The sequence below is a fragment of the Kitasatospora cathayae genome (assembly GCF_027627435.1).
Taxonomy (GTDB): domain Bacteria; phylum Actinomycetota; class Actinomycetes; order Streptomycetales; family Streptomycetaceae; genus Kitasatospora; species Kitasatospora cathayae.
On sequence record NZ_CP115450.1, the window covers coordinates 902,715 to 921,307 of the forward strand.

The window sequence follows — 18,593 nt, forward strand, 5'->3', positions numbered from 1 at the left end:
CAGCGTACGGACCATTCTCCGGTCAGGTCCGCGCTAGTGCCGCCTCCTCCAGATCGAGCTCGTGCATCACCCGCCGCAGCACCTCGTCATGGATCCGGCCCTCCCGGCAGAGCCGGACGAAGACGCTGCGCTCGTGGGCGAGCATCTCCCGCCTCAGCCGCCGGTAAGCGGCGGTCGGCGGCTCGGCCCGTACCCGGGCGCCGTCCGCCCGGATCCGCTCCCAGGCGGTGGAGCACCGGTGCTCGGCGAGGTCCCGCAGGCGGTCGAGCACATGACCGGGCACCTCCTCCTGACCGCTGGTGGCCCTCGCCTCCACCCGTGCCAAGGCCGCCCGGACCGCCACCTCCTGTGCCATCGCCTCGGCGAGGTCGTCCTCGCGCGCCTGTCCCTCGTCCCGCAGGCGCAGCCGGCGCGCCACCGCGGGGAACCCGAGGCCCTGGACCAGCAGGGTGCCGAGCACCGCCGAGAAGGCGAGGAAGAGCACCAGGTCCCGGTCCGGCATGTCGGGCGGTACGGCGAACGCCGCGGCCAGCGAGACCACGCCGCGGGTGCCGGCCCAGCAGATCGCGGCGGGGTGCTGCCACGGAGGCGCCGGGTCGCGTGCGCGCAGCCGCGCCGACAGCCGACGGGGCAGGTAGGTGGCGGGGAAGATCCAGACGGCCCTGGCCAGCAGCATGGCGGCGAACACCACGGCCGCGGCACGGCCCAGCGCCGCCGGGTCGGTGGTGTGCAGGGCGCGGAGCACCGGGCGCAGTTGGAGGCCGATCAGCGCGAAGGACACCGCCTCCAGCACGCAGGTGGCCAGCCGCCAGGTGGCCTTCTCCTGCAACCTGGCCTCGTGCGAGGCTCCGGCGAAGTGGTGCCCGAGGTACAGCCCGGCGGCGAGCACGGCCAGCACTCCGGAGGCGTGGAAGGACTCGGCGGCCGCGTAGGCTCCGAACGGCACGAGCAGCATCACGGCGTTCTCCGTGACGGCGTCGGCCAGCCAGCCGCGCAGCCGACGGACCGGCAGTGCCAGGGCCAGGCCCACCGCTACGCCGGCCAGGGAGGTGTACGCGAACTCGGCCGCGCCGTCGAGGAACGTGGTGGTGCCGCCCAGGGCTACCGCCAGGGTGAGCCGGAAGACGGTCATGCCGGTGGCGTCGTTGACGATGCTCTCGGCCACCAGGATGGTGACGATGCGTCGCGGTAGTCCGAGCCGTCGGGCGATCGACACCGCGGCGACCGCGTCGGTGGGGGCGAGGATCGCACCCAGGACGAAGGCGGCCGCCCACGGCATCCCGGGGACGACGGCGTGCGCCGCGAGGCCGACGACCGCCGTGGTGAACAGGACGAGCCCGACGGAGAGCAGGCCGATCGGGCGGGCGTTGGCCCGCAGGTTCAGGTAGGAGCTCTCCACCGCGTCGGAGTACACCAGCGGGGGCACAAAGACGATCAGCGCCAGGTCCGGGTCGAGGTGGTAGTCGGGGACGCCGGGGACGAACGAGACCAGCAGCCCGGCGACGACCGCCGCGATCGGCGGGGAGGCACCGGCGCGGTGGGCGGCCGCGGAGACCAGGGTCGCGCCGACGACCAGGAGCAGGATCTCAGCCACACCCGGCCTCGCCGTCCCGCGGGAGCAGCCAGAGCGCGCCGAGCGGTGGCAGTACGACGTCGGCACTGGCCGGCAGGCCTTGCCAGCGGCGTGCCTCGGCCGTGACGGCGCCGAGGTTGCCGACGCCGCTGCCGCCGTAGCGGTCGGCGTCGGTGTTGAGCACCTCGCGCCAGCCGCCGGCCCGGGGGAAGGCCAGGCGGAACGGACCGCGGACCACCGGCGAGAAGTTGTACACGCAGACCAGGGGTTCGCCGTCGTCGTCGTAGCGAATGAAGGAGAGGACGTTCTCGTCCGCGTCGTCGGCGTCGATCCAGCGGAAGCCGTCGGGTTCGCCGTCGCGCTGCCAGAGCGCGGGGACGGCGTGCTGGAGCCGGTTGAGGTCGCGGACCAGGTCGCGCACGCCCCGGTGCTCGGGGGTGTCGAGCAGCGGCCAGTCCAGCGAGCCGTCGTGCCACCACTCGGACGGCTGGGCGAACTCCTGGCCCATGAAGAGGAGTTGACTGCCGGGATGGGCCCACATGAAGGCCAGGTAGGCGCGCACGGAGGCGAACCGCTGCCACCGGTCGCCGGGCACCTTGCCGAGCAGCGAGCCCTTGCCGTGGACGACCTCGTCGTGGCTGATGGGCAGCAGGTAGGTCTCCGCGTGGGCGTACATCATCGGGAAGGTCATGCCGGTGTGGTGGTGGCGCCGGTGCACCGGGTCCTGGCGGACGTAGTCCAGGGTGTCGTGCATCCAGCCCATGTTCCACTTCACGTCGAAGCCGAGCCCGCCGGCCTCGACGGGCCGGGTGACGCCCTTCCAGGCGGTGGACTCCTCGGCGACGGTGACCACCCCGGGGAAGCGGCGGTGGAGGGTGGTGTTGAGCTCCCGTAGGAAGGCGACCGCTTCCAGGTTCTCGCGGCCGCCGTGGACGTTGGGTGTCCACCGGCCGGGTCCGCGCGAGTAGTCGAGGTAGAGCAGGGAGGCCACCGCGTCCACCCGCAGGCCGTCGACGTGGAACTCCTCGCACCAGTACAGCGCGTTGGCGATCAGGAAGTTGCGCGCCTCGGGGCGGCCGTAGTCGAAGACCAGGGTGCCCCAGTCTGGATGTTCGCCCTGTTGCGGGTCGGGGTGCTCGTAGCAGGGGGTGCCGTCGAAGCGGGCCAACGCCCAGCCGTCCTTGGGGAAGTGCGCGGGCACCCAGTCGACGATCACTCCTATGCCGGCCCGGTGGAGGGCGTCGACCAGGTGCCGGAAGTCGTCCGGGGTGCCGAGCCGGGCGGTCGGTGCGAAGTACGAGGTGACCTGGTACCCCCACGAGCCGCCGAAGGGGTGCTCGGCGACCGGCAGGAACTCGACGTGGGTGAATCCCAGGTCCTTGACGTAGGAGGGCAGTTCATCGGCAAGTTGCCGGTACGTCAGACCACCGCGCCAGGAGCCGAGGTGGACTTCGTAGACGCTCATCCGCGCCGGGCGCGCCGACCGGGCGGCCATCCACGCGGCGTCGCTCCAGCGGTGCCAGGAGGTGTAGATCCTGGACGCCGTCCCCGGCGGGCGCTCGGCGGAGAAGGCGAACGGGTCCGCTTTCTGCTGCCAGGTGCCGTCCGCGCCGAGGATCTCGTACTTGTACAGGGCGCCTTCGCCCGCCCCGGGCACGGACAACTGCCAGATTCCGGAGGAGCCGAGCGGCAGCATCTCGTGCCCGGCGCCGTGCCAGCCGTTGAAGTCGCCGATCACCCGTACCGCGCCGGCCGCCGGGGCCCAGACGGCGAAGTCGGTGCCGTCGGCACGGGGGTGGGCTCCCAGCACCTGCCAGAGCCGCTCGTGGCGCCCCTCGCCGATCAGGTGGAGGTCGAGCTCTCCGAGCGTCGGCGGAAGCGGATCGAGGAGTGAGGTCACTGAGGTCACCGTGAAGTCCTCGTCAGGGGTCGGATGGTGAAGACATGCGCGACCTGCTCGGTGAGCGGGTCGAGCCGGACGCCGTTCTCGCCGCCCCAGCGGTAGTCGGCCCCGCCGAGCTCGTCGTGGACGTCGAAGGCCGCGCCCGGCTGCAGCCCGAGTTCGGCGAGGTCGAGGGTGAGGGTGCCCTGCTGGGCGCGGTGCGGGTCGAGGTTGAGCACCACCAGGACGGTGTCCTCACCGAGCCGCTTGGAGTAGGTGAGGATCTGCCGGTTGTCGCAGGAGTGGAAGCGCAGGTTGCGCAGGTGGTGCAGGGCGGGGTGCTGCTCGCGGATCCGATTGAGGGCCGTGATCAGCGGGGCGAGGGAGCGCCCTTCTCTGGCGTCCCAGTCGCGCGGCCGGTACTGGTACTTCTCGGAGTCTGCGTACTCCTCGCCGCCGGGCGCGGCCGCGGCTGCCTCGCACAGCTCGTAGCCGGCATAGACGCCCCAGGAGGGGCCTGCGGTCGCGGCCAGCACCGCCCGCACCGCGAAGGCGGCGCGTCCACCGTGCTGGAGGTAGCGCGGAAGGATGTCGGGAGTGTTGACGAAGAGGTTGGGCCGCAGGTAGGCGGCCGACTCCTCGCCACCGAGTCCGGCCAGTTCACGGAGGTAGGACTCGATCTCCTCGCGGGTGTTGCGCCAGGTGAAGTAGGTGTAGGACTGGTGGAAGCCGATCCGGGCCAGGGCGTGCAGCATCGCCGGGCGGGTGAACGCCTCGGAGAGGAACAGGACGTCCGGATCGGTCGTATGGACGTCGGCGAGCAGGCGCTCCCAGAAGCCGAGCGGTTTGGTGTGCGGGTTGTCGACCCGGAAGATCCGCACGCCCCGGTCCATCCAGTGGTGGAGCACCCGCAGGCAGGCGTCGTGGATGCCGTCCGGGTCGGCGTCGAAGTCGATCGGGTGGATGTCCTGGTACTTCTTGGGCGGGTTCTCGGCGTGGGCGATGCTGCCGTCGGCCCGGTGGCGGAACCACTCGGGGTGTTCGCGGACCCAGGGGTGGTCGGGCGAGCACTGCAGGGCGAAGTCGAGCGCGATCTCCAGGCCGAGGTCGTGGGCGGTCCGCACGAAGTGCCGGAAGTCCTCGTCGGTGCCGAGGTCCGGGTGCAGGCCGTCGTGCCCGCCGGCCGGCGAGCCGATGGCCCACGGCGATCCGGGATCGTGCGGACCGGAGGTGAGACTGTTGCCGGGGCCCTTGCGGTGGCTGGTGCCGACGGGGTGGATCGGCGGGAGGTAGACGACGTGGAAGCCCATCGCGGCGACGGCGGGCAGCCGGCGCGCCGCGGTGCGGAAGGTGCCGGAGCGGGGCGGCTGTACGCCGGACGGGTCGAGGACGGCGCCTTCCGAGCGGGGGAAGAATTCGTACCAGGAGCCGTACAGCGCGCGCTCGCGCTCGACCCGCAGCGGGAATTCCGGTCCGACGGTGAGGAGTTCGCGCAGCGGTCCGACCCCGGCCGCGGCGGTGACCTCGGGCGACAGGGCGACGGTCAGCCGCTCCTCCGCCAGGCGGCCGGTGTCCCTTACGACGGCCGCCGCCCAGGCGAGCACGGTCTGCGCGGGAGTCCCGACGGCGAGTGGCCCGAGGGCGGCGCGGGCGAGCAGGGCGGCGCCCTCCTCCAGGGTCAGCTCGACGTCCACGCCTGCCCCGCCCTTGATTTCGGCCGCGTGCCGCCAGGTGGCCAGCGGGTCGCTCCAGGCCTCCACGCGGAAGGTCCACTCCCCCAGCAGGTCGAGGACGACCTCGGCGCTCCAGCGGTCGGTGCCGCGCACCTTCTCGATCATCAGGGCCCCGGGGCGCTCCAAGCCGTCCGGGCCGGTGAGCACCACCTGGGCGCCGATCTCCTCGTGCCCCTCGCGGAAGACGGTGGCGGACACCTCGAAGGGCTCGCCCGGCACCGCCCGCGCGGGTCGGCGGCCCTGGTCGACCGAGGGTCGCACCTCGGTGATCGGGATCCGTCCAACGGGGGACGGTAGTTGGTGCGGGCGCAGTTCCTTCACGGGCAGGATCGATTCGACGGTCATCGGACTTCGGCCCTTTCCCCCACTGATCGGTAGACGTCGTGGACCTGTCCGGCGATCGCCGTCCAGGAGAAGTGCTCGGCCGCCCGGCGGCGCCCGGCCCGGCCCATCCGGCGGGCCCGGTCCGGCTCCGCCAGCAACGCGTTGATCCGCAGCGCGAACTCCTTGGCGAAGATCTCGGGCGCGTCGGGCTCGCCGTCACCGCCGAGCGGGACCAGCAGGCCGGTCTCCCCGTCGGCGACCACCTCCGGGATGCCGCCCACGGCGGTGGCGACCACCGGCGTCTCGCAGGCCATCGCCTCCAGGTTGACGATTCCCAGCGGCTCGTAGACCGATGGGCAGGCGAACACGTCGGCAAACGAGAGCAGTTGACGTACGGCCGCACGGGTCAGGGGCTCCTCGACGTGCACCACGTCGGCGCCCAGCGCGCGTGCCCCGCGGACCGCCGCGGCGAACTCCGCAGCTATCTCGGGGGTGTCGGGGGCACTGACGCACAGGACCAGCTGGGTGCCGGAGGCCAGGTGCGGCGCGGCGCGCAGCAAGTGCGTCAGGCCCTTCTGCCGGGTGAGGCGGGCGACGCAGGCGACGGTGGGGCGGTCGGTTCGGACGCCCAGGCGGCGCAGCTCGGCGGTGCCGGGGTCGGGGGCGAACTCCTCGGTGTCGATGCCGTTGTGGATCACCACGACCCGGTCGGGGTCGAGCTCCGGGTAGCAGCGCAGGACGTCGTCGCGCATCGCGCCGGAGACGGCGATCACCCGGTCGGCGCCGAGGAGGGCGGTGCGCTCGCAGAACGAGGAGAGCGCGTAGCCTCCGCCGAGCTGTTCGGCCTTCCAGGGGCGCAGCGGTTCCAGGCTGTGGGTGGTGACCACGTGCGGGACGCCGTACAACAGTTTGGCGAGGTGGCCGGCGAGGTTGGTGTACCAGGTGTGGCTGTGCACGACGTCGGCTCCGGCGGCGGCCGCGGCCATGGCGAGGTCAGTGCCGAGAGCCTGGAGTGCACCGTTGGCTCCGGCCAGGCCTGCGGGCGCCTGGTGGCCGGTGACGTGCGACGAGGGGCGGGGCCCGTCGAAGCACTGGACCCGAAGGTCCACCAGCTCCGCCAGCTGCCGGGCGAGTTGCTGGGCGTGGACACCGGCGCCGCCGTAGACATGTGGCGGGTACTCGCGGGTGAGCAGGTCGACGCGCATCACGCCGCCCTTCCGTTCAGGGGCGTCCCGCCCAGCCAGTGCAGCGGGTCCTTGAGCCCCGAGAGGCTGGCACCGGCGGGTATCCGCGCCTCGCTCCCGATGTCGAGCCGGGGGAACACGCTCACTCCGCGCAGGTGGGTGCCCGCCCCGATCCTGACCTCGTCACCGAGCGCGCAGAACTCCTCCAGGACGACGGGGCGTTGGAGGGTGGAGCGGATGTCGACCATGGCGCCGAGGAAGGCGTCGGAGATCCGGGCGCCGGGGCCGACGATGCTGTGGTCGCCGCAGGCGACGCCGCGCAGCGAGCTGCCCTCGCCGAGGTCCACGCCGTCGCCGATGTCGGACTCGGCGAGGACGACGCCGGGCCCGATCTCCACGTCCCGGCCGATCCGTACGTTCGGGCCGATCCGTACGGTGCCGTCGGCGACCTTCTCCACGAGGGTCCGGCCGGTGGTCTCGTCCTTGAGGTACAGGCTGCTCTCGTGGATCCGGGCGCCGGCCAGGGCGCTCACGGGCGGGTCGATCCGGCCGCTGAGCATCGGGTACTCGTCGCGGAGGACCTCGCGCAGGGTGGTGAGGTAGTCGCGGGGGCTGCCGAGGTCGCCGAACTTGGCGATGGGGTGGGAGGCGATCCGGTGTCCTCGAGCCGCCAGGTACGGCAGCAGATCCCCGCCCCAGTCCAGGCTGCGGCGGGCGAGCGCCGCGAGGGCGGGCTCGCGGGCGATCACCCGCAGCCGGTCGCAGTCGACCAGGTACATTCCGGCGTTGGTCTCGACCCGGCCCGCGACGTCGAGCGCGCCCGCCGCCCGCAGGGTGGCCAGGTCCGGCTTCTCCAGGAAGCCCGCCACCCCACCATCGGGACCGCGCAGCACCACGCCGTACTTGCCCGCCGCCTCGGCGGCCGGACGGAGCACGGTGGCGAGGGTGACCACGGCGTCGTTCGCCCGGTGGGCGCGGCTCATCGCGGCGAGGTCGAAGTCGAAGACCGAGTCGGAGGGGAAGACCAGCGCGAGGCCCGCGAGGTCCCAGTACTCCAGGCAGCGCAGGGTGGCCTCGCCGGAGCCGGTGTTGCAGCTGTCGAAGCGGGTCCTGGAGTAGCGGACGGACACGCCGAGCTGCTCCCCGTGTTCCAGGATCGCCTTGGTCTGGGCGCGGTTCTCCCCGCCGTTGGCGGCGACGTAGAAGTGGTCGACCCCCTGGGCCCGCAGGTTGCCGACCGCCCACTCGATCAGGCTGCGGCCGACCAGGCTCATGGCGGCCTTGCTGCGCAGGTAGTCGGAGGAGTTCAGGGTCAGCGGCCGGGCCCGCACTCCCCGGCCTCCGACCAGGGCGATCGCGGACAGGGTCTCCATCGTTGCCGTCACCTCCGGCGTACCAGGGAAGGGATGATCATGCGGAAACGTTCCATCAGTGGGTGGTCGGGATGAGCGTCGACGAACAGTCGCCTCCCGGCGATGACCGCCAGCTCCGGCGTGTACGGGAAGGCGGCCTCCACGGGCGATCCGTACGCCGCCTCGGCCCGCTGCGCGGCCAGCTCCGGCGGCACGCCCGGCGGCACCATGTTCACCAGCACCACGCGCCGCGCGCAGCCGAGCTGGCCGGCGAACTCGATGGTCTCCCCGGCGCCGCCGAGGTCCAGGTGGCACGACCTGGTCACCACCGCCAGGGTGTCGGCGCTCGCCACGGCCGTCACCGTCTCGTTGTTGATGCCCGCGTGTGTGTCGAGCAGCAGGACGTCCAGGCGCAGCACGTCGATCAGCCGGTCGAAGCCCTCGCGCAGCAGGCCGACGTCGTACCCCTGCGCGATGATCTCGTGGATCCCGGAGGCCTCCGCCCGGGCGGGGACGAGGAAGAACCCGGCGCCGCCGGGTGCGGCGGGCAGCGCGAGGGCAGCGTCCTCGACCTCGCACCGGCCGACCAGGTAGTCGGCGAGGGTGCGGGCCGGTGCCTCGGCGCCGCCGAACAGGGCGTGCGCGGCGGGTGACTGGATGTCGGTGTCCACCAGGGCCACCCGGTGGCCGTCGTCGGCCATCAGCCGGGCCAGGTTGGCTGCCAGGGTCGATCTTCCGGTACCCCCTCGATGCGAGTGCATCGCGATGATCTGTGCCATTTCTCCTGTCCGATCGTCTGTGGATCCGCCGGCGGTGTCCGTGCCGGGTCAGCCCGGTCCGGCGGTCCGGTGGACGGCCATCATGGTGATGTCGTCGTGCTGCTCGGCGGCGCCCGAGTGCTCCCGCAGCGCCGCCTCCATCCGCTCCAGCAGGGCCCGTCCGGACGGCGCGGGCTGGCGCAGCAGGTCGAGCACGCGCTCGTCGCCGAAGAACGCGCCGTGCTCGTCGCGGGCCTCGGGGACGCCGTCGGTGTAGACGAACAGGGTGTCGCCCGGCCGGAGTTGCGCGTACCCGAGGGAGAAGGCGCAGTCCGGGATCACGCCGACGGCGGGACCGGTCGGCTCCAGCGGGGTCGGATCACCTCCCTCCCGGGGGACGAGCATGGGCGGGTTGTGGCCGCCGTTGATGTAGACCAGGCTGCCGGTGGCCGGGTCGAGGACGCCGAAGAACATCGTCGCGAAGTAGCCCTGACCGCTGTGGTTCCGGGTGAGGTAGCCGTTGGTGCCGACCACGGCGTTCATCAGCGGCGTGGCCCCGACCACCGGGATGACGTGCGCCGGGTCGGCGGCCTGGTGGGTCGTCATCGGGCTCTGCAGGCCACTGTGCTCGGCCGTGTGCCGAAGCAGGCTGCGGATCAGCGCCATGAACAGCGCCGCTCCCACGCCCTTGTCGCACACGTCGGCCACCACCAGGGCCAGCCGGCGCCGGTTGACCAGCTCGAACACGTCGTAGAAGTCGCCCGCGACCTTCCGGGCCGGCCGGAAGCGAACATCCAGGTCCCAGCCGTCGGGGCCCGGCAGCTCCTCGGGCAGGAAACCCTCCTGGATCTGCCGGCCGATTTTCAGCTCCCTTTCGTAGCTGAGGAGTTCGGCCTGAGCCTCGACCTCCTCCATCGCCCGGCCGAGCTTGGCCCGCTCGTAGCAGCTGCGCAGCCGGGCCCGCACCATCGGCGGGAGGAACGGCGGGACGATGTAGTCGTGGCCCAGCCTGATGTGCTGCTCGATGTCGTCGAAGCCGTCCTCCGCGTACACCACCGTGATCGGGGTGGTCCCGCTCTCGGCGAGGCGCCGGCCGATCTCCCGCACGGCCCGCGGCGGCATCGCCGCCGGGGTCAACAGGACTTCCGCCCAGGGGGGCTCGCCCTCCAGGGCTTCTCGGGGGGTGCGTACCTCGACGGCGACGTCCTCGTGGGCGAGGGCGGCCAGCAGTTCGGGGGGCGGGTTCCGCTCCTGGTCGACCAAGAGCGCGGTCACGTCGGGCATGGGGCTCCTCATTCGGTTCGGTGCCGCCGCATCACGAGGGTGCTGCGGTTGTGTCCGTCGGCGTAGCAGTGGCTGAAGCCGTCCAGCGCGGTGAGGGCGAGGTGGATCCCCAGTCCGCCGATCGGTCGCCGCGACAGCGGGATGTCGGGCGTCGGGGGTTTGCACCCGGCGGCGGGGTCGAAGGGTGGGGCGTCGTCCTCCAAGCGGATCCAGACGGTGTCCTCGTCCATCCCGCCTGCGAGCCGTAACTCCCCCTCGCCGCCGCGGTAGCCGTGCATCACCACGTTGGTGGCGAGCTCGTCGGTGGCGAGCCGGAGCCGGTACGCGGTCTCGGGGGCGAGCCCCGCCCGCTCGGCGAGCTCGTGGCAGAAGCGCGCGACCTCGTCCAGGGAGATCAGCGTCGCAGCGATGCGCAGGGCGTCCATCTACGCGGGTCTCTCCGGTCTCACTCGTCGACGAGCGTGACGCTGTGGTCAAACCCGGCCTGCCGGATGGTGCGGGCCACCGGTGCGCTGGCGCCGGACACGGTGATGCTGACGTCGTCGCCCATCTTCTGGCGAGCGAACATCAGGGAGCGCAGGCCGGCGCTGGCCATGTAGGTCAACCGGTTCGCCTCGATGCGGACATGGGTGACCCCGGCGGCGGCGGCCTGCTCGATGGTGTCGTGGAAGGCGGGCGCGCTCGCGGCGTCCAGCTCGCCGACGAGGCTGACGGTAGCGGTGTCGGTGGACGTGGTGACCGAGACGGTGAGGGCCATGGGCGGTATCTCCGGTTCTTTGGGGCGTGCCGGCGTCGTTGGGGTGGCGTCGGCGTTCGGGTGTCAGCGGGCGAGCAGGATGACGGTGGAGCGCGGGGCGATCCGGTAGCGCCCCGGTTCCTCCAACGGCGGTTCGGTGCCCGGCTCATGGAGGTCGTACGGGGTGGTGGCGGCGGTGTCGGCCACCAGGTGCCAGGCCGTGCCGGGGCGCGGCCGCGGCAGTTCGAGGTCGTGCGGCTCCCAGTGGGCGTTCATCGCGACGTAGATCTGCTCGTCGCCCCCACTGTGTCCACTGCGCAGCACCGCCAGCAGTCGGCTGTCCGGCGACCAGTCGGGCTGCCAGGCGCGCACGCCGTGCCAGCTGACCTCGCCGCCCGGGTGATCGGCGCCGCGCAGCAGCGGGTGGGCGTACCGGAAGGCGATCAGGCCCCGGACGAAGCGGTGCAGGTCCGCGTTGGTCTCCAGCAGGCCCCAGTCCAGCCAGGACAGCTCGTTGTCCTGGCAGTAGGTGTTGTTGTTGCCGGCCTGCGTGCGGGCCAGTTCGTCACCGGCCAGCAGCATCGGCACGCCCTGGCTGGTGAGCAGGATCGCCAGGGCGTTCTTCATCTGCCGCCCGCGCAGCCGCAGGACCTCCGGGTCGTCGGTCGGGCCCTCGATGCCGCAGTTCCAGCTGTGGTTGTCGTTCGCGCCGTCCGCGTTGCCCTCGCCGTTGGCCTCGTTGTGCTTGGTGTCGTACGAGACCAGGTCGTGCAGGGTGAAGCCGTCGTGGGCGGTGACGAAGTTGACCGAGGCTGCGGTGCCGCGGCCCTGGTAGAGGTCGGGCGAGCCGACCAGTCGGGTGGCCAGTTCGCCGACGGTGCCCTCGTCCCCCTTGAGGAACCGGCGCACGGTGTCGCGGTACTTGCCGTTCCACTCGGCCCAGCGCCCGTAGGCGGGGAAGCTGCCGACCTCGTACAGTCCCGCGGCGTCCCAGGCCTCGGCGATCAGCTTGCAGTGCCGCAGCACCGGGTCGTGGGCGAGCTGCTCCACCAGCGGCGGGCTGGCCAGCGGGGTGCCGTCCGGTGCCCGGTCGAGGATGGCCGCGAGGTCGAAGCGGAAGCCGTCGACGTGGTACTCGGACACCCAGTGGCGCAGGCAGTCGAGGATGAAGTCGCGCACCACGGGGTGGTTGCAGTTGACGGTGTTCCCGGTGCCGCTGAAGTTGTAGTAGTGCCCCTCCGGCGTCAGCATGTAGTAGGTCGCGTTGTCCAGGCCCCGGAAGGAGATCGTCGGGCCCTGCTCGTTGCCCTCGGCGGTGTGGTTGAAGACCACGTCGAGGATCACCTCGATGCCGGCCGCGTGGAGCTCCTTGACCAGCGTCTTGAACTCGTCGGCCTGCATGCCGAAGCGTCCGGTGGCCGCGTAGCCGGCCTTGGGCGCGAAGAAGCCGACGGTGTTGTAGCCCCAGTAGTCCGTCAGCGGGGTGCCGGTGGCCGGGTCGCTGCGCGGGTTGTCGTGTTCGTCGAACTCGAACACCGGCATCAGTTCGACGCAGTTGACGCCCAAGTCCCTCAGGTAGGGGATCTTCTCGCGCATCCCGGCGAAGGTGCCGGGGGCGGACACCCGGGAGGACGGGTGCCGGGTGAAGCCGCGCACGTGCAGCTCGTAGAGCACCAGCTCCTCGGTGGCGGTGCGCGGAGGCGCGTCGTCTCCCCAGTCGAAGTCCTCCCTCACCAGCCGGGAGCGGTACGGGCAGGGGCGGTCGCGGTCCGGCGGGCTGCCCCACACGTCCCGCCCGGAGATCAGCCGCGCGTACGGGTCGGTGAGCACCTGGTCCGGGTCGAAGCGGTCGCCGTGCTCGGGGTCGAAGGGGCCCTCGGCACGGAAACCGTACTCCAGGTCCTCCTCGTCCAGGCCGAAGACGGTCATCGCGAAGACGCTGCCGGTGCGGAACTCGGCGGGGAACTCCAGCTCGGCCAGCGGCTGCGGCGCGCCGGCCTCGAACAGCACCAGCCACATCCGGGTGGCCCGGTCCGAGTAGACCGAGAAGTTGATGCCGCCCGGTACCGGCGTGGCGCCGAAGGGCAACGGATGGCCGGCTCGCACACCGAATCCGGCGATGGTGCGGGTCGGGTAGGCGTCGATGCGGTCGGCGGTGCTCATTCGCGGACCGGTCCGAGCACGGCCGACGCGTTCTCCCGGACGTCGAAGAAGTCGAGGAAGCCCGTGGCGGCCATCACGAACCGCACCTCCTCCGCGAGCCCGACCAGGACGGTGGCCGTCTGCCGGCGCAGCGCCTGCCGGTGCACCAGCAGGAGGGTGCGCAGGCCCGCGCTGGAGATGTACGGCACCCCGCTGAGGTCGATGACAGTGGTCGCGGTACCGCCGATCAACGGCAGGATGTCTGCCTGGAGTTCGGCCGAGGTCACGCTGGTGATCTCTCCTTCGAGCTCGACGACGGTGACGCCGTCCTGCTCGCGGGAGCGGACCGAGACGGTCATGACGCCTTCCCTACCGGTTCGAGGCGGACGCGGACCTTCACCCGGCCCTGCCCGCGCGGCAGGCGGACGGTGAGCGCGTCGGCGTCGTAGTCCGGGTACGGCGTGCCGTCGAGCTCCACCTCGGCGATCCGCACCGAGCCGGTCGGCAGCAGGTCGGGCGAGACCCTCAGCAGCCCGTCCGGGAGGCCCGCCGGGTCGGGCTTGAACCAGAAGTCCATGCCACGGCCGCCGATCAGCAGGTTGTTGTAGACCGCGGCGAGGTAGCACAGCTCGGCCGAGTGGTACATGCTCATCGAGTGGCTGCCCTTGAGCCGCTCGGTGCCGAGCAGGTAGGGCGTGCCGGAGGCGAGCACGTTGAAGTAGACGGCGCCCTCGTCGTGGTCGAGGAAGTAGGCGTTGTAGAAGGCCTCGGCGTGGCGGGCGTCGCGCAGGAACCGCTCCTCGCCGGTGGTGCCGTGGAGGATCAGGTAGGCGAGGATCGCCTGTTCCTGCTGCCACCAGGCCTTGCGGTCGTGCCAGGCGAAGCGGTGGTGCTCCTGCCCGTCGGCGAGGACGCGCTCGACCACGTCGTACCAGCCGCCGCGCTGGCGGTCGCTGCCGACGGCGGGCATCAGCTCGCCGATCTCGGCGGCCGTCGCCAGGTACTCCCGGTTGGGGCGCAGCGCGTGCATGCGCATCAGGTTCCAGGCGATCTTCAGGTTGTGGCCGACCACCGCGCGGTCCTGCTGCCACCCGTGGGTGGTGTCGTGCGACCAGTCGCGGTGGAAGCGCTCCTGGACGAACGGGCTGTTCTTGCGGTCCGGGCTGTGCTTGTCGGCAGGAAAGTGCTCCACGATGGTGTCGAAGGTGTACTCCAGCATCCGGGCGTAGGCCTCGTCGCCGGTGGCAAGGTAGAGGTTGATCAGGTACGCGGGGGCGTGGTCACCGACGGAGTTCCAGTTCTTGCGTGCCTTGTTGGGCCCGAGCGATTCGTGGTCGGCGCGGAACAGGATCGGGTCGATGTGCGAGTAGTAGCCGCCCTGCTCGCGGTCGAGGAAGAACTTCTCGAACAGCCGCAGGGTGGCGTCGGCGTCGGACTTGATCCGCGGGTCGCCGGTGACCCGGTAGGTCTGGACCGGTCCGGCCAGCGCGTAGATCTGCTCGTACATCGGGATGGCGTCGTAGTCGTCGGAGAACTCCGAGGTGAAGAGCTTCTTCTCGGTGTCTCCGTCCACGCTGAGTCCGTGGTACCAGTAGACGACGTCCTCCTCCGGGTCCACGACGCGCATGTGCTCGCGCAGGTACTCGGTGCCGCGTTCGGCGACCTCCAGGTACTCGTCGTCGCCGGTGAGCATGAAGGCGGAGGCCATGCCGTACACCAGGCGGGAAATGGTGTCGGTCTCCTGGATGTGGCTGGCGGTCTTGTCGCCGCCCAGGCGCAGCTGGGTGCGGTAGCGGGTGAAGTCGACCGGGCCGTCGCCGAACTGGGCGCGGCGGTAGAAGCCGGCGATGGACTCCAGCTGGCGGATCCACCAGTCGGTCTCCTCGAAGCGGTACGCCCCGGGCCGGCGACCGGGGAACAGCAGCCGCTTGGCCTCGATCCGCGTCGTGCCGCCCTCCGGGTAGAAGACGACGTGGGCGTGGAGGTAGCGTCCGGGCTCCAGCATCGTGTGGAGGTGGCCGCCGGCGTCGGCGTACGGCTCGTCCAGGTTGCGCAGCAGTTCCGCCGAGATCTCGCCGGCGGTGGAGATCTCGAACTCCCGGCCGTCGGCGGTGCGGAGGGTGAAGCGCCCGGCGTCGCGGTCGTGGGCGGTGACGTAGCCCGCGACGGTGTCGGAGAACGTGAAGTTCACCGTGTCAGACATGGAGCTCCCTTTCAGTGATCTCGATGGCGTCCTCGTCCCGGTAGCCCTGGCTGACCTCGACGACCACGCCGTCCGGGTCGCGCAGCCAGACCGTCCGCCAGCCGTCCAGTACCTCGTCGAAGTCCAGCGGGCCGAGCGTGACGTCGGCGGCGTCGCCCATCGCGGCGAGCAGGGCGTCGATGCTGTCGGTCCGGAAGGCGATGTGGCGCACCGCGCCGGGCTGTGCCGGGCCGTCGGCCGGGGCGGCCGGGGCGCCCGTGGCCGGGAAGAGTTCGAGGTGGGCGTCGCCGTTGCGCAGGAAGAGGATCTCCCCGTCGCCGACCGGCACCGCCCGGGACCGGCGGAAGCCGAACCAGCGGCTGTAGAACTCCTCGGTCACGCACTGGTCGCGGCAGTTGAGGCCGACGTGGGCCCAGCGCATCACCGGCTCCTCCGGTCGGCGAGGAGGTCGATGACGGTCCTGGCGAGGAGGTGGTGGTGCTCGCCGGTGCGCGCGGTGACCAGGTCCCCGTCGACCACGACGTCCTGGTCCACGTACTCGGCTCCCATGTTCCGCACGTCGCCGATCAGGTTGTTGTGGCAGACGACCTTGCGGCCCCTGACGGTCTGCGGGATGGCGGAGGCCAGCCACATGCCGTGGCAGATGATGCCCTTGACCACTCCCGGTTCGGAGAGCGCCCAGCGCAGCAGGCGGGTGGCGGGGGCCAGCCGGTTGACGTCCTCGCTGTAGCGCAGCCGGTCGGCCACCATGCCGGAGGGCACGATGATCGCGCCGTAGCGGCGCGGGTCGGCGCCTTCGAGGCTGCGGGTGACGGTGAGCGGGGCGCGGAACTCGTGCCCGGTGAAAATGAGTTGGCTCTCGCCCCAGAGGCGGCTGAGCAGGTCGACCTCGGCCCCCTCCTCGGCGAAGCGGTGCCGGTAGTAGGTGATCTCGGGCTCGTAGTAGTCGCTCTCCACCAGTACAGCGATGCGGGTGCCGGTCAGCGTCCCTTCCCGGACGGCGATGTCAGCCATGGGTTCCTTCCCTGATCAGGTCGGCCGCCCGTTCGGCGATCATCACGACGGCGGCATGGGGGTTCGCAGAGGGCAGGGCGGGCATCACGCCGGCGTCCGCGACGCGCAGCCCGCTGACCCCGTGGACGCGCAGCCGCGGGTCCACCACCGACAGGTCGTCGGTGCCCATCCGGCAGGAGCCGGCGTGGTGGTGGTAGCTGTCGGCGGTGCGCCGGACGAAGGCGCGCAGCTGCTCGGCGTCGCGGACGTCGGGCCCGGGCCACAGCTCCTGCTTGTGCCAGGGCGAGAAGGCGGAGGTGCCGATGACCTCCCTGGCCTGCTTGACGCCCTGGACGAGCCGCTCCAGGTCGGAGCGGTCGCCGAGGTAGTTCGGGTTGACCAGCGGCCGGGCGAGCGCGTCGGCCCGGCCGAGTCTGACCCAGCCGCGGGAGGCGGGCCGGACGACACCGGGCAGGACGCTCACCGTGTCCGGGTGTTCGCGGCCCAGGGCCGAGTCGAACGGGACGTGCACGAAGGCGAGTTGGAGATCGGGGGCGATCAGTCCCGGTTCGGAGGCCAGGAACAGGGCCGCCTCCGAGAGGTTTTGCCGGGCTGCCGGGACGGGGGTGCGCGACTCGGACATCACCGCGGTCAGCACGTGGTTGTGGAAGTTCTCCCCGACGCCGGGCAGCGCCGCGTTGACGGTGATGCCGAGCTGCCGCAGGTGGTCGGGGTTCCCGACGCCGGAGAGCAGCAGCAGCTTCGGCGACTCGATCGCACCGGCGGCGAGGATCACCTCGGCCGTGGCGAACGCCTGGTGGATACCGACACGGAGCACCTCGCCGTGCACGTCGCGCACCGCGCGCCCGTCGAGGCCGGCCGACTCCGGGCGTTGGAGGTACTCGACTCCGACGCAGCGGCCGCCGGCCAGAACCAGCCGCAGTGCCTGGGCGTCGCTGCGCAGCGTCAGGTTGGGCCGTCCGAGGGCGGGTTCGAGGTACCCGGCGAGCGCGCCCCGCCGCCGGCCGGCGGCGATGTCCAGGCGGTGCCAGGCGACGCCGTGCCGCGGGCCGTCGGCGAAGTCCGCGAGCTGCGGGTGGCCGAGCTCGGCACAGGCGTCGACGAAGGCCCGGGAAGCCGGGTTGGCCGTGCCGAGGCCGGCGTGGGTGAGCGGCCGGTCGGCTTCCATCCGATCGAAGTAGGGCCGGACGTCGCGGTACGACCAGCCCGCCGCACCCCGGTAGGCCCAGTGGTCGAAGTCCGCCGGGTGGCCCCGGACGTGCATCATCAGGTTGAGGTTGCTGCTGCCGCCGGGGGCCCGGCCGCGCGGTTCGCGGGTCACCCTGCCGTCCAGGCCCGGCTGCGGGGTGCTCCGGTAGCCCCAGTCGATGCGGCTGCCGAGCAACCGCATCCAGGCGGTGGGGTCGTCCACCTCGGTCGGGATGCGACCGGCGCCGGCCTCCAGGACCAGCACCCGCACGTCCCGGTCCTCGGTGAGGCGGTGGGCCAGGACGCTGCCGGCCGTACCCGCTCCGACGACGACGTAGTCGAACTCCTCCCTCATCACAGCCCCGAGCTCTGGGACAGCACCTGGAACGGCAGGGTGTCGTGGTGGTTGGACATGTAGGTGATCCGGCCGTCGTGGATGCGGAAGTAGTTCATGACGTCCGCCTCGATCGGCCGGCCGGAGGAGCTGCGGGCCGAGATGTGGGACACCACGGCCGCCTCCTCACCGCCGGCGTCGACCAGGAAGTAGCGCGGGAGGTTCTCGAAGGAGGCGTACATCGCCCCCATGCCCCGCATCATCGAACGGAGCCTCTCGCGCCCCTCGATGCGGCCGGCGAGCTGTTCGTCCATCACCATGTCCTCGGCAAAGAGGTCGCACCAGCTGTCCCAGTCGCCGTCGTTGGCGTGGACGTAGTAGTTGGCCAGCACCTCGCGGGCGTTCATCGCTTCCCTCCCGGTCAAAGGGCGGCGGAGCCGGGCATGGGCTCCAGCGCGTTGCAGGTGTAGGTCCTGATCAGCGGGGTCCGGCCGTCCTCGCCGGCCACCACGGTCCAGGTCTGGTCGGCGTCGAAGCCCAGCCAGTGGCTGTCGGCGGCCGGTGCTCTCCACGCCCTGGCCTGCCAGTTGACGTTGACGCGGACCTCGGCCGCGCCACCGTCGATGGCGGCACGGACCCGGAGCACGGTGTGCTCCTCGTCGAAGAACCGGTGGATGACGGCCTCGTACCAGTCGGCGAAACCCGCGTGGCCGCGGAAGACACCCTCGGGGAAGCGCAGTTCGAGACCGTCGTCGACCAGGAACCGCTTCATCTCCTCCGGGTCGCCGTGGCGGTCCAGGGCGGCGTACCACTGCTCGACGAGGGTGCGGACGGCCCGCTCGGTGAGGAGGGGTCGGGCGGAGACGGACTCCGGCATCGCGAGGAC

General features: G+C 71.8%; 17 protein-coding genes. All 17 read right to left on the reverse strand.

What is annotated here, in order from left to right; all coding sequences use genetic code 11:
• Positions 1-22: 22 nt before the first annotated feature.
• Positions 23-1,594, reverse strand: a complete 1,572-nt coding sequence (locus tag O1G21_RS04210) for a Na+/H+ antiporter (RefSeq protein ID WP_270140875.1) — start codon at positions 1,592-1,594, stop codon at positions 23-25.
• A complete protein-coding gene (gene glgB / locus O1G21_RS04215; RefSeq protein WP_270140877.1) occupies positions 1,587-3,482 on the reverse strand; it encodes a 1,4-alpha-glucan branching protein GlgB in 1,896 nt (631 codons plus the stop codon). The genes O1G21_RS04210 and glgB overlap by 8 nt, the downstream gene beginning before the upstream one ends.
• A complete protein-coding gene (locus O1G21_RS04220) occupies positions 3,479-5,533 on the reverse strand; it encodes an alpha-1,4-glucan--maltose-1-phosphate maltosyltransferase (protein WP_270140879.1) in 2,055 nt (684 codons plus the stop codon). Before O1G21_RS04220 ends, glgB begins: the two co-directional genes overlap by 4 nt.
• Positions 5,530-6,717 carry a glycogen synthase gene (gene glgA / locus O1G21_RS04225; protein ID WP_270150766.1) on the reverse strand — a complete coding sequence of 396 codons (1,188 nt, stop codon included), beginning with the start codon at positions 6,715-6,717 and terminating at the stop codon, positions 5,530-5,532. Before glgA ends, O1G21_RS04220 begins: the two co-directional genes overlap by 4 nt.
• Positions 6,717-8,069, reverse strand: a complete 1,353-nt coding sequence (locus O1G21_RS04230) for a nucleotidyltransferase family protein (protein WP_270140881.1) — start codon at positions 8,067-8,069, stop codon at positions 6,717-6,719. The genes glgA and O1G21_RS04230 overlap by 1 nt, the downstream gene beginning before the upstream one ends.
• Positions 8,070-8,077: 8 nt before the next feature.
• Positions 8,078-8,827 carry a MinD/ParA family ATP-binding protein gene (locus tag O1G21_RS04235; RefSeq protein WP_270140883.1) on the reverse strand — a complete coding sequence of 250 codons (750 nt, stop codon included), beginning with the start codon at positions 8,825-8,827 and terminating at the stop codon, positions 8,078-8,080.
• A 48-nt stretch (positions 8,828-8,875) separates the two neighbouring features.
• Entirely contained in the window at positions 8,876-10,090 is a 1,215-nt protein-coding gene (locus O1G21_RS04240; protein ID WP_270140884.1) for a PP2C family protein-serine/threonine phosphatase, read from the reverse strand.
• A gap of 8 nt (positions 10,091-10,098) precedes the next feature.
• Positions 10,099-10,515 (reverse strand): ATP-binding protein, encoded by a 417-nt coding sequence (locus O1G21_RS04245; RefSeq protein ID WP_270140886.1) that lies wholly within the window; start codon positions 10,513-10,515, stop codon positions 10,099-10,101.
• A gap of 20 nt (positions 10,516-10,535) precedes the next feature.
• A complete protein-coding gene (locus O1G21_RS04250) occupies positions 10,536-10,847 on the reverse strand; it encodes an STAS domain-containing protein (protein ID WP_270140888.1) in 312 nt (103 codons plus the stop codon).
• A 63-nt stretch (positions 10,848-10,910) separates the two neighbouring features.
• Positions 10,911-12,989 (reverse strand): glycogen debranching protein GlgX, encoded by a 2,079-nt coding sequence (glgX, locus tag O1G21_RS04255; RefSeq protein WP_270140890.1) that lies wholly within the window; start codon positions 12,987-12,989, stop codon positions 10,911-10,913.
• Positions 12,986-13,327 carry an STAS domain-containing protein gene (locus tag O1G21_RS04260; protein ID WP_270140891.1) on the reverse strand — a complete coding sequence of 114 codons (342 nt, stop codon included), beginning with the start codon at positions 13,325-13,327 and terminating at the stop codon, positions 12,986-12,988. Before O1G21_RS04260 ends, glgX begins: the two co-directional genes overlap by 4 nt.
• Complete coding sequence (locus O1G21_RS04265) at positions 13,324-15,171, reverse strand: AGE family epimerase/isomerase (protein WP_270140892.1); 1,848 nt, start codon at positions 15,169-15,171, stop codon at positions 13,324-13,326. Before O1G21_RS04265 ends, O1G21_RS04260 begins: the two co-directional genes overlap by 4 nt.
• Positions 15,164-15,592, reverse strand: coding sequence for a VOC family protein (locus tag O1G21_RS04270; RefSeq protein WP_270140894.1), 429 nt, complete (start codon positions 15,590-15,592; stop codon positions 15,164-15,166). Before O1G21_RS04270 ends, O1G21_RS04265 begins: the two co-directional genes overlap by 8 nt.
• Positions 15,592-16,185, reverse strand: a complete 594-nt coding sequence (locus O1G21_RS04275; protein WP_270140895.1) for a DJ-1/PfpI family protein — start codon at positions 16,183-16,185, stop codon at positions 15,592-15,594. Before O1G21_RS04275 ends, O1G21_RS04270 begins: the two co-directional genes overlap by 1 nt.
• Positions 16,178-17,728, reverse strand: coding sequence for a GMC family oxidoreductase (locus O1G21_RS04280; protein ID WP_270140896.1), 1,551 nt, complete (start codon positions 17,726-17,728; stop codon positions 16,178-16,180). The genes O1G21_RS04275 and O1G21_RS04280 overlap by 8 nt, the downstream gene beginning before the upstream one ends.
• Positions 17,728-18,114, reverse strand: coding sequence for a nuclear transport factor 2 family protein (locus tag O1G21_RS04285; protein ID WP_270140898.1), 387 nt, complete (start codon positions 18,112-18,114; stop codon positions 17,728-17,730). The genes O1G21_RS04280 and O1G21_RS04285 overlap by 1 nt, the downstream gene beginning before the upstream one ends.
• A gap of 14 nt (positions 18,115-18,128) precedes the next feature.
• Positions 18,129-18,584 carry a nuclear transport factor 2 family protein gene (locus O1G21_RS04290; RefSeq protein ID WP_270140899.1) on the reverse strand — a complete coding sequence of 152 codons (456 nt, stop codon included), beginning with the start codon at positions 18,582-18,584 and terminating at the stop codon, positions 18,129-18,131.
• Between the last annotated feature and the right edge of the window lie 9 nt (positions 18,585-18,593).

Excerpts from the sequence above, each read along its gene's own strand:
- O1G21_RS04270 (WP_270140894.1), bottom strand. The coding sequence starts at position 15,592 with ATGCGCTGGGCCCACGTCGGCCTCAACTGCCGCGACCAGTGCGTGACC.
- glgX (WP_270140890.1), bottom strand. The coding sequence starts at position 12,989 with ATGAGCACCGCCGACCGCATCGACGCCTACCCGACCCGCACCATCGCC.
- O1G21_RS04220 (WP_270140879.1), bottom strand. The coding sequence starts at position 5,533 with ATGACCGTCGAATCGATCCTGCCCGTGAAGGAACTGCGCCCGCACCAA.
- O1G21_RS04275 (WP_270140895.1), bottom strand. The coding sequence starts at position 16,185 with ATGGCTGACATCGCCGTCCGGGAAGGGACGCTGACCGGCACCCGCATC.
- O1G21_RS04245 (WP_270140886.1), bottom strand. The coding sequence starts at position 10,515 with ATGGACGCCCTGCGCATCGCTGCGACGCTGATCTCCCTGGACGAGGTC.
- O1G21_RS04280 (WP_270140896.1), bottom strand. The coding sequence starts at position 17,728 with ATGAGGGAGGAGTTCGACTACGTCGTCGTCGGAGCGGGTACGGCCGGC.
- O1G21_RS04265 (WP_270140892.1), bottom strand. The coding sequence starts at position 15,171 with ATGTCTGACACGGTGAACTTCACGTTCTCCGACACCGTCGCGGGCTAC.
- O1G21_RS04285 (WP_270140898.1), bottom strand. The coding sequence starts at position 18,114 with ATGAACGCCCGCGAGGTGCTGGCCAACTACTACGTCCACGCCAACGAC.
- O1G21_RS04260 (WP_270140891.1), bottom strand. The coding sequence starts at position 13,327 with ATGACCGTCTCGGTCCGCTCCCGCGAGCAGGACGGCGTCACCGTCGTC.
- O1G21_RS04250 (WP_270140888.1), bottom strand. The coding sequence starts at position 10,847 with ATGGCCCTCACCGTCTCGGTCACCACGTCCACCGACACCGCTACCGTC.
- O1G21_RS04240 (WP_270140884.1), bottom strand. The coding sequence starts at position 10,090 with ATGCCCGACGTGACCGCGCTCTTGGTCGACCAGGAGCGGAACCCGCCC.
- glgA (WP_270150766.1), bottom strand. The coding sequence starts at position 6,717 with ATGCGCGTCGACCTGCTCACCCGCGAGTACCCGCCACATGTCTACGGC.
- O1G21_RS04230 (WP_270140881.1), bottom strand. The coding sequence starts at position 8,069 with ATGGAGACCCTGTCCGCGATCGCCCTGGTCGGAGGCCGGGGAGTGCGG.
- O1G21_RS04290 (WP_270140899.1), bottom strand. The coding sequence starts at position 18,584 with ATGCCGGAGTCCGTCTCCGCCCGACCCCTCCTCACCGAGCGGGCCGTC.
- O1G21_RS04235 (WP_270140883.1), bottom strand. The coding sequence starts at position 8,827 with ATGGCACAGATCATCGCGATGCACTCGCATCGAGGGGGTACCGGAAGA.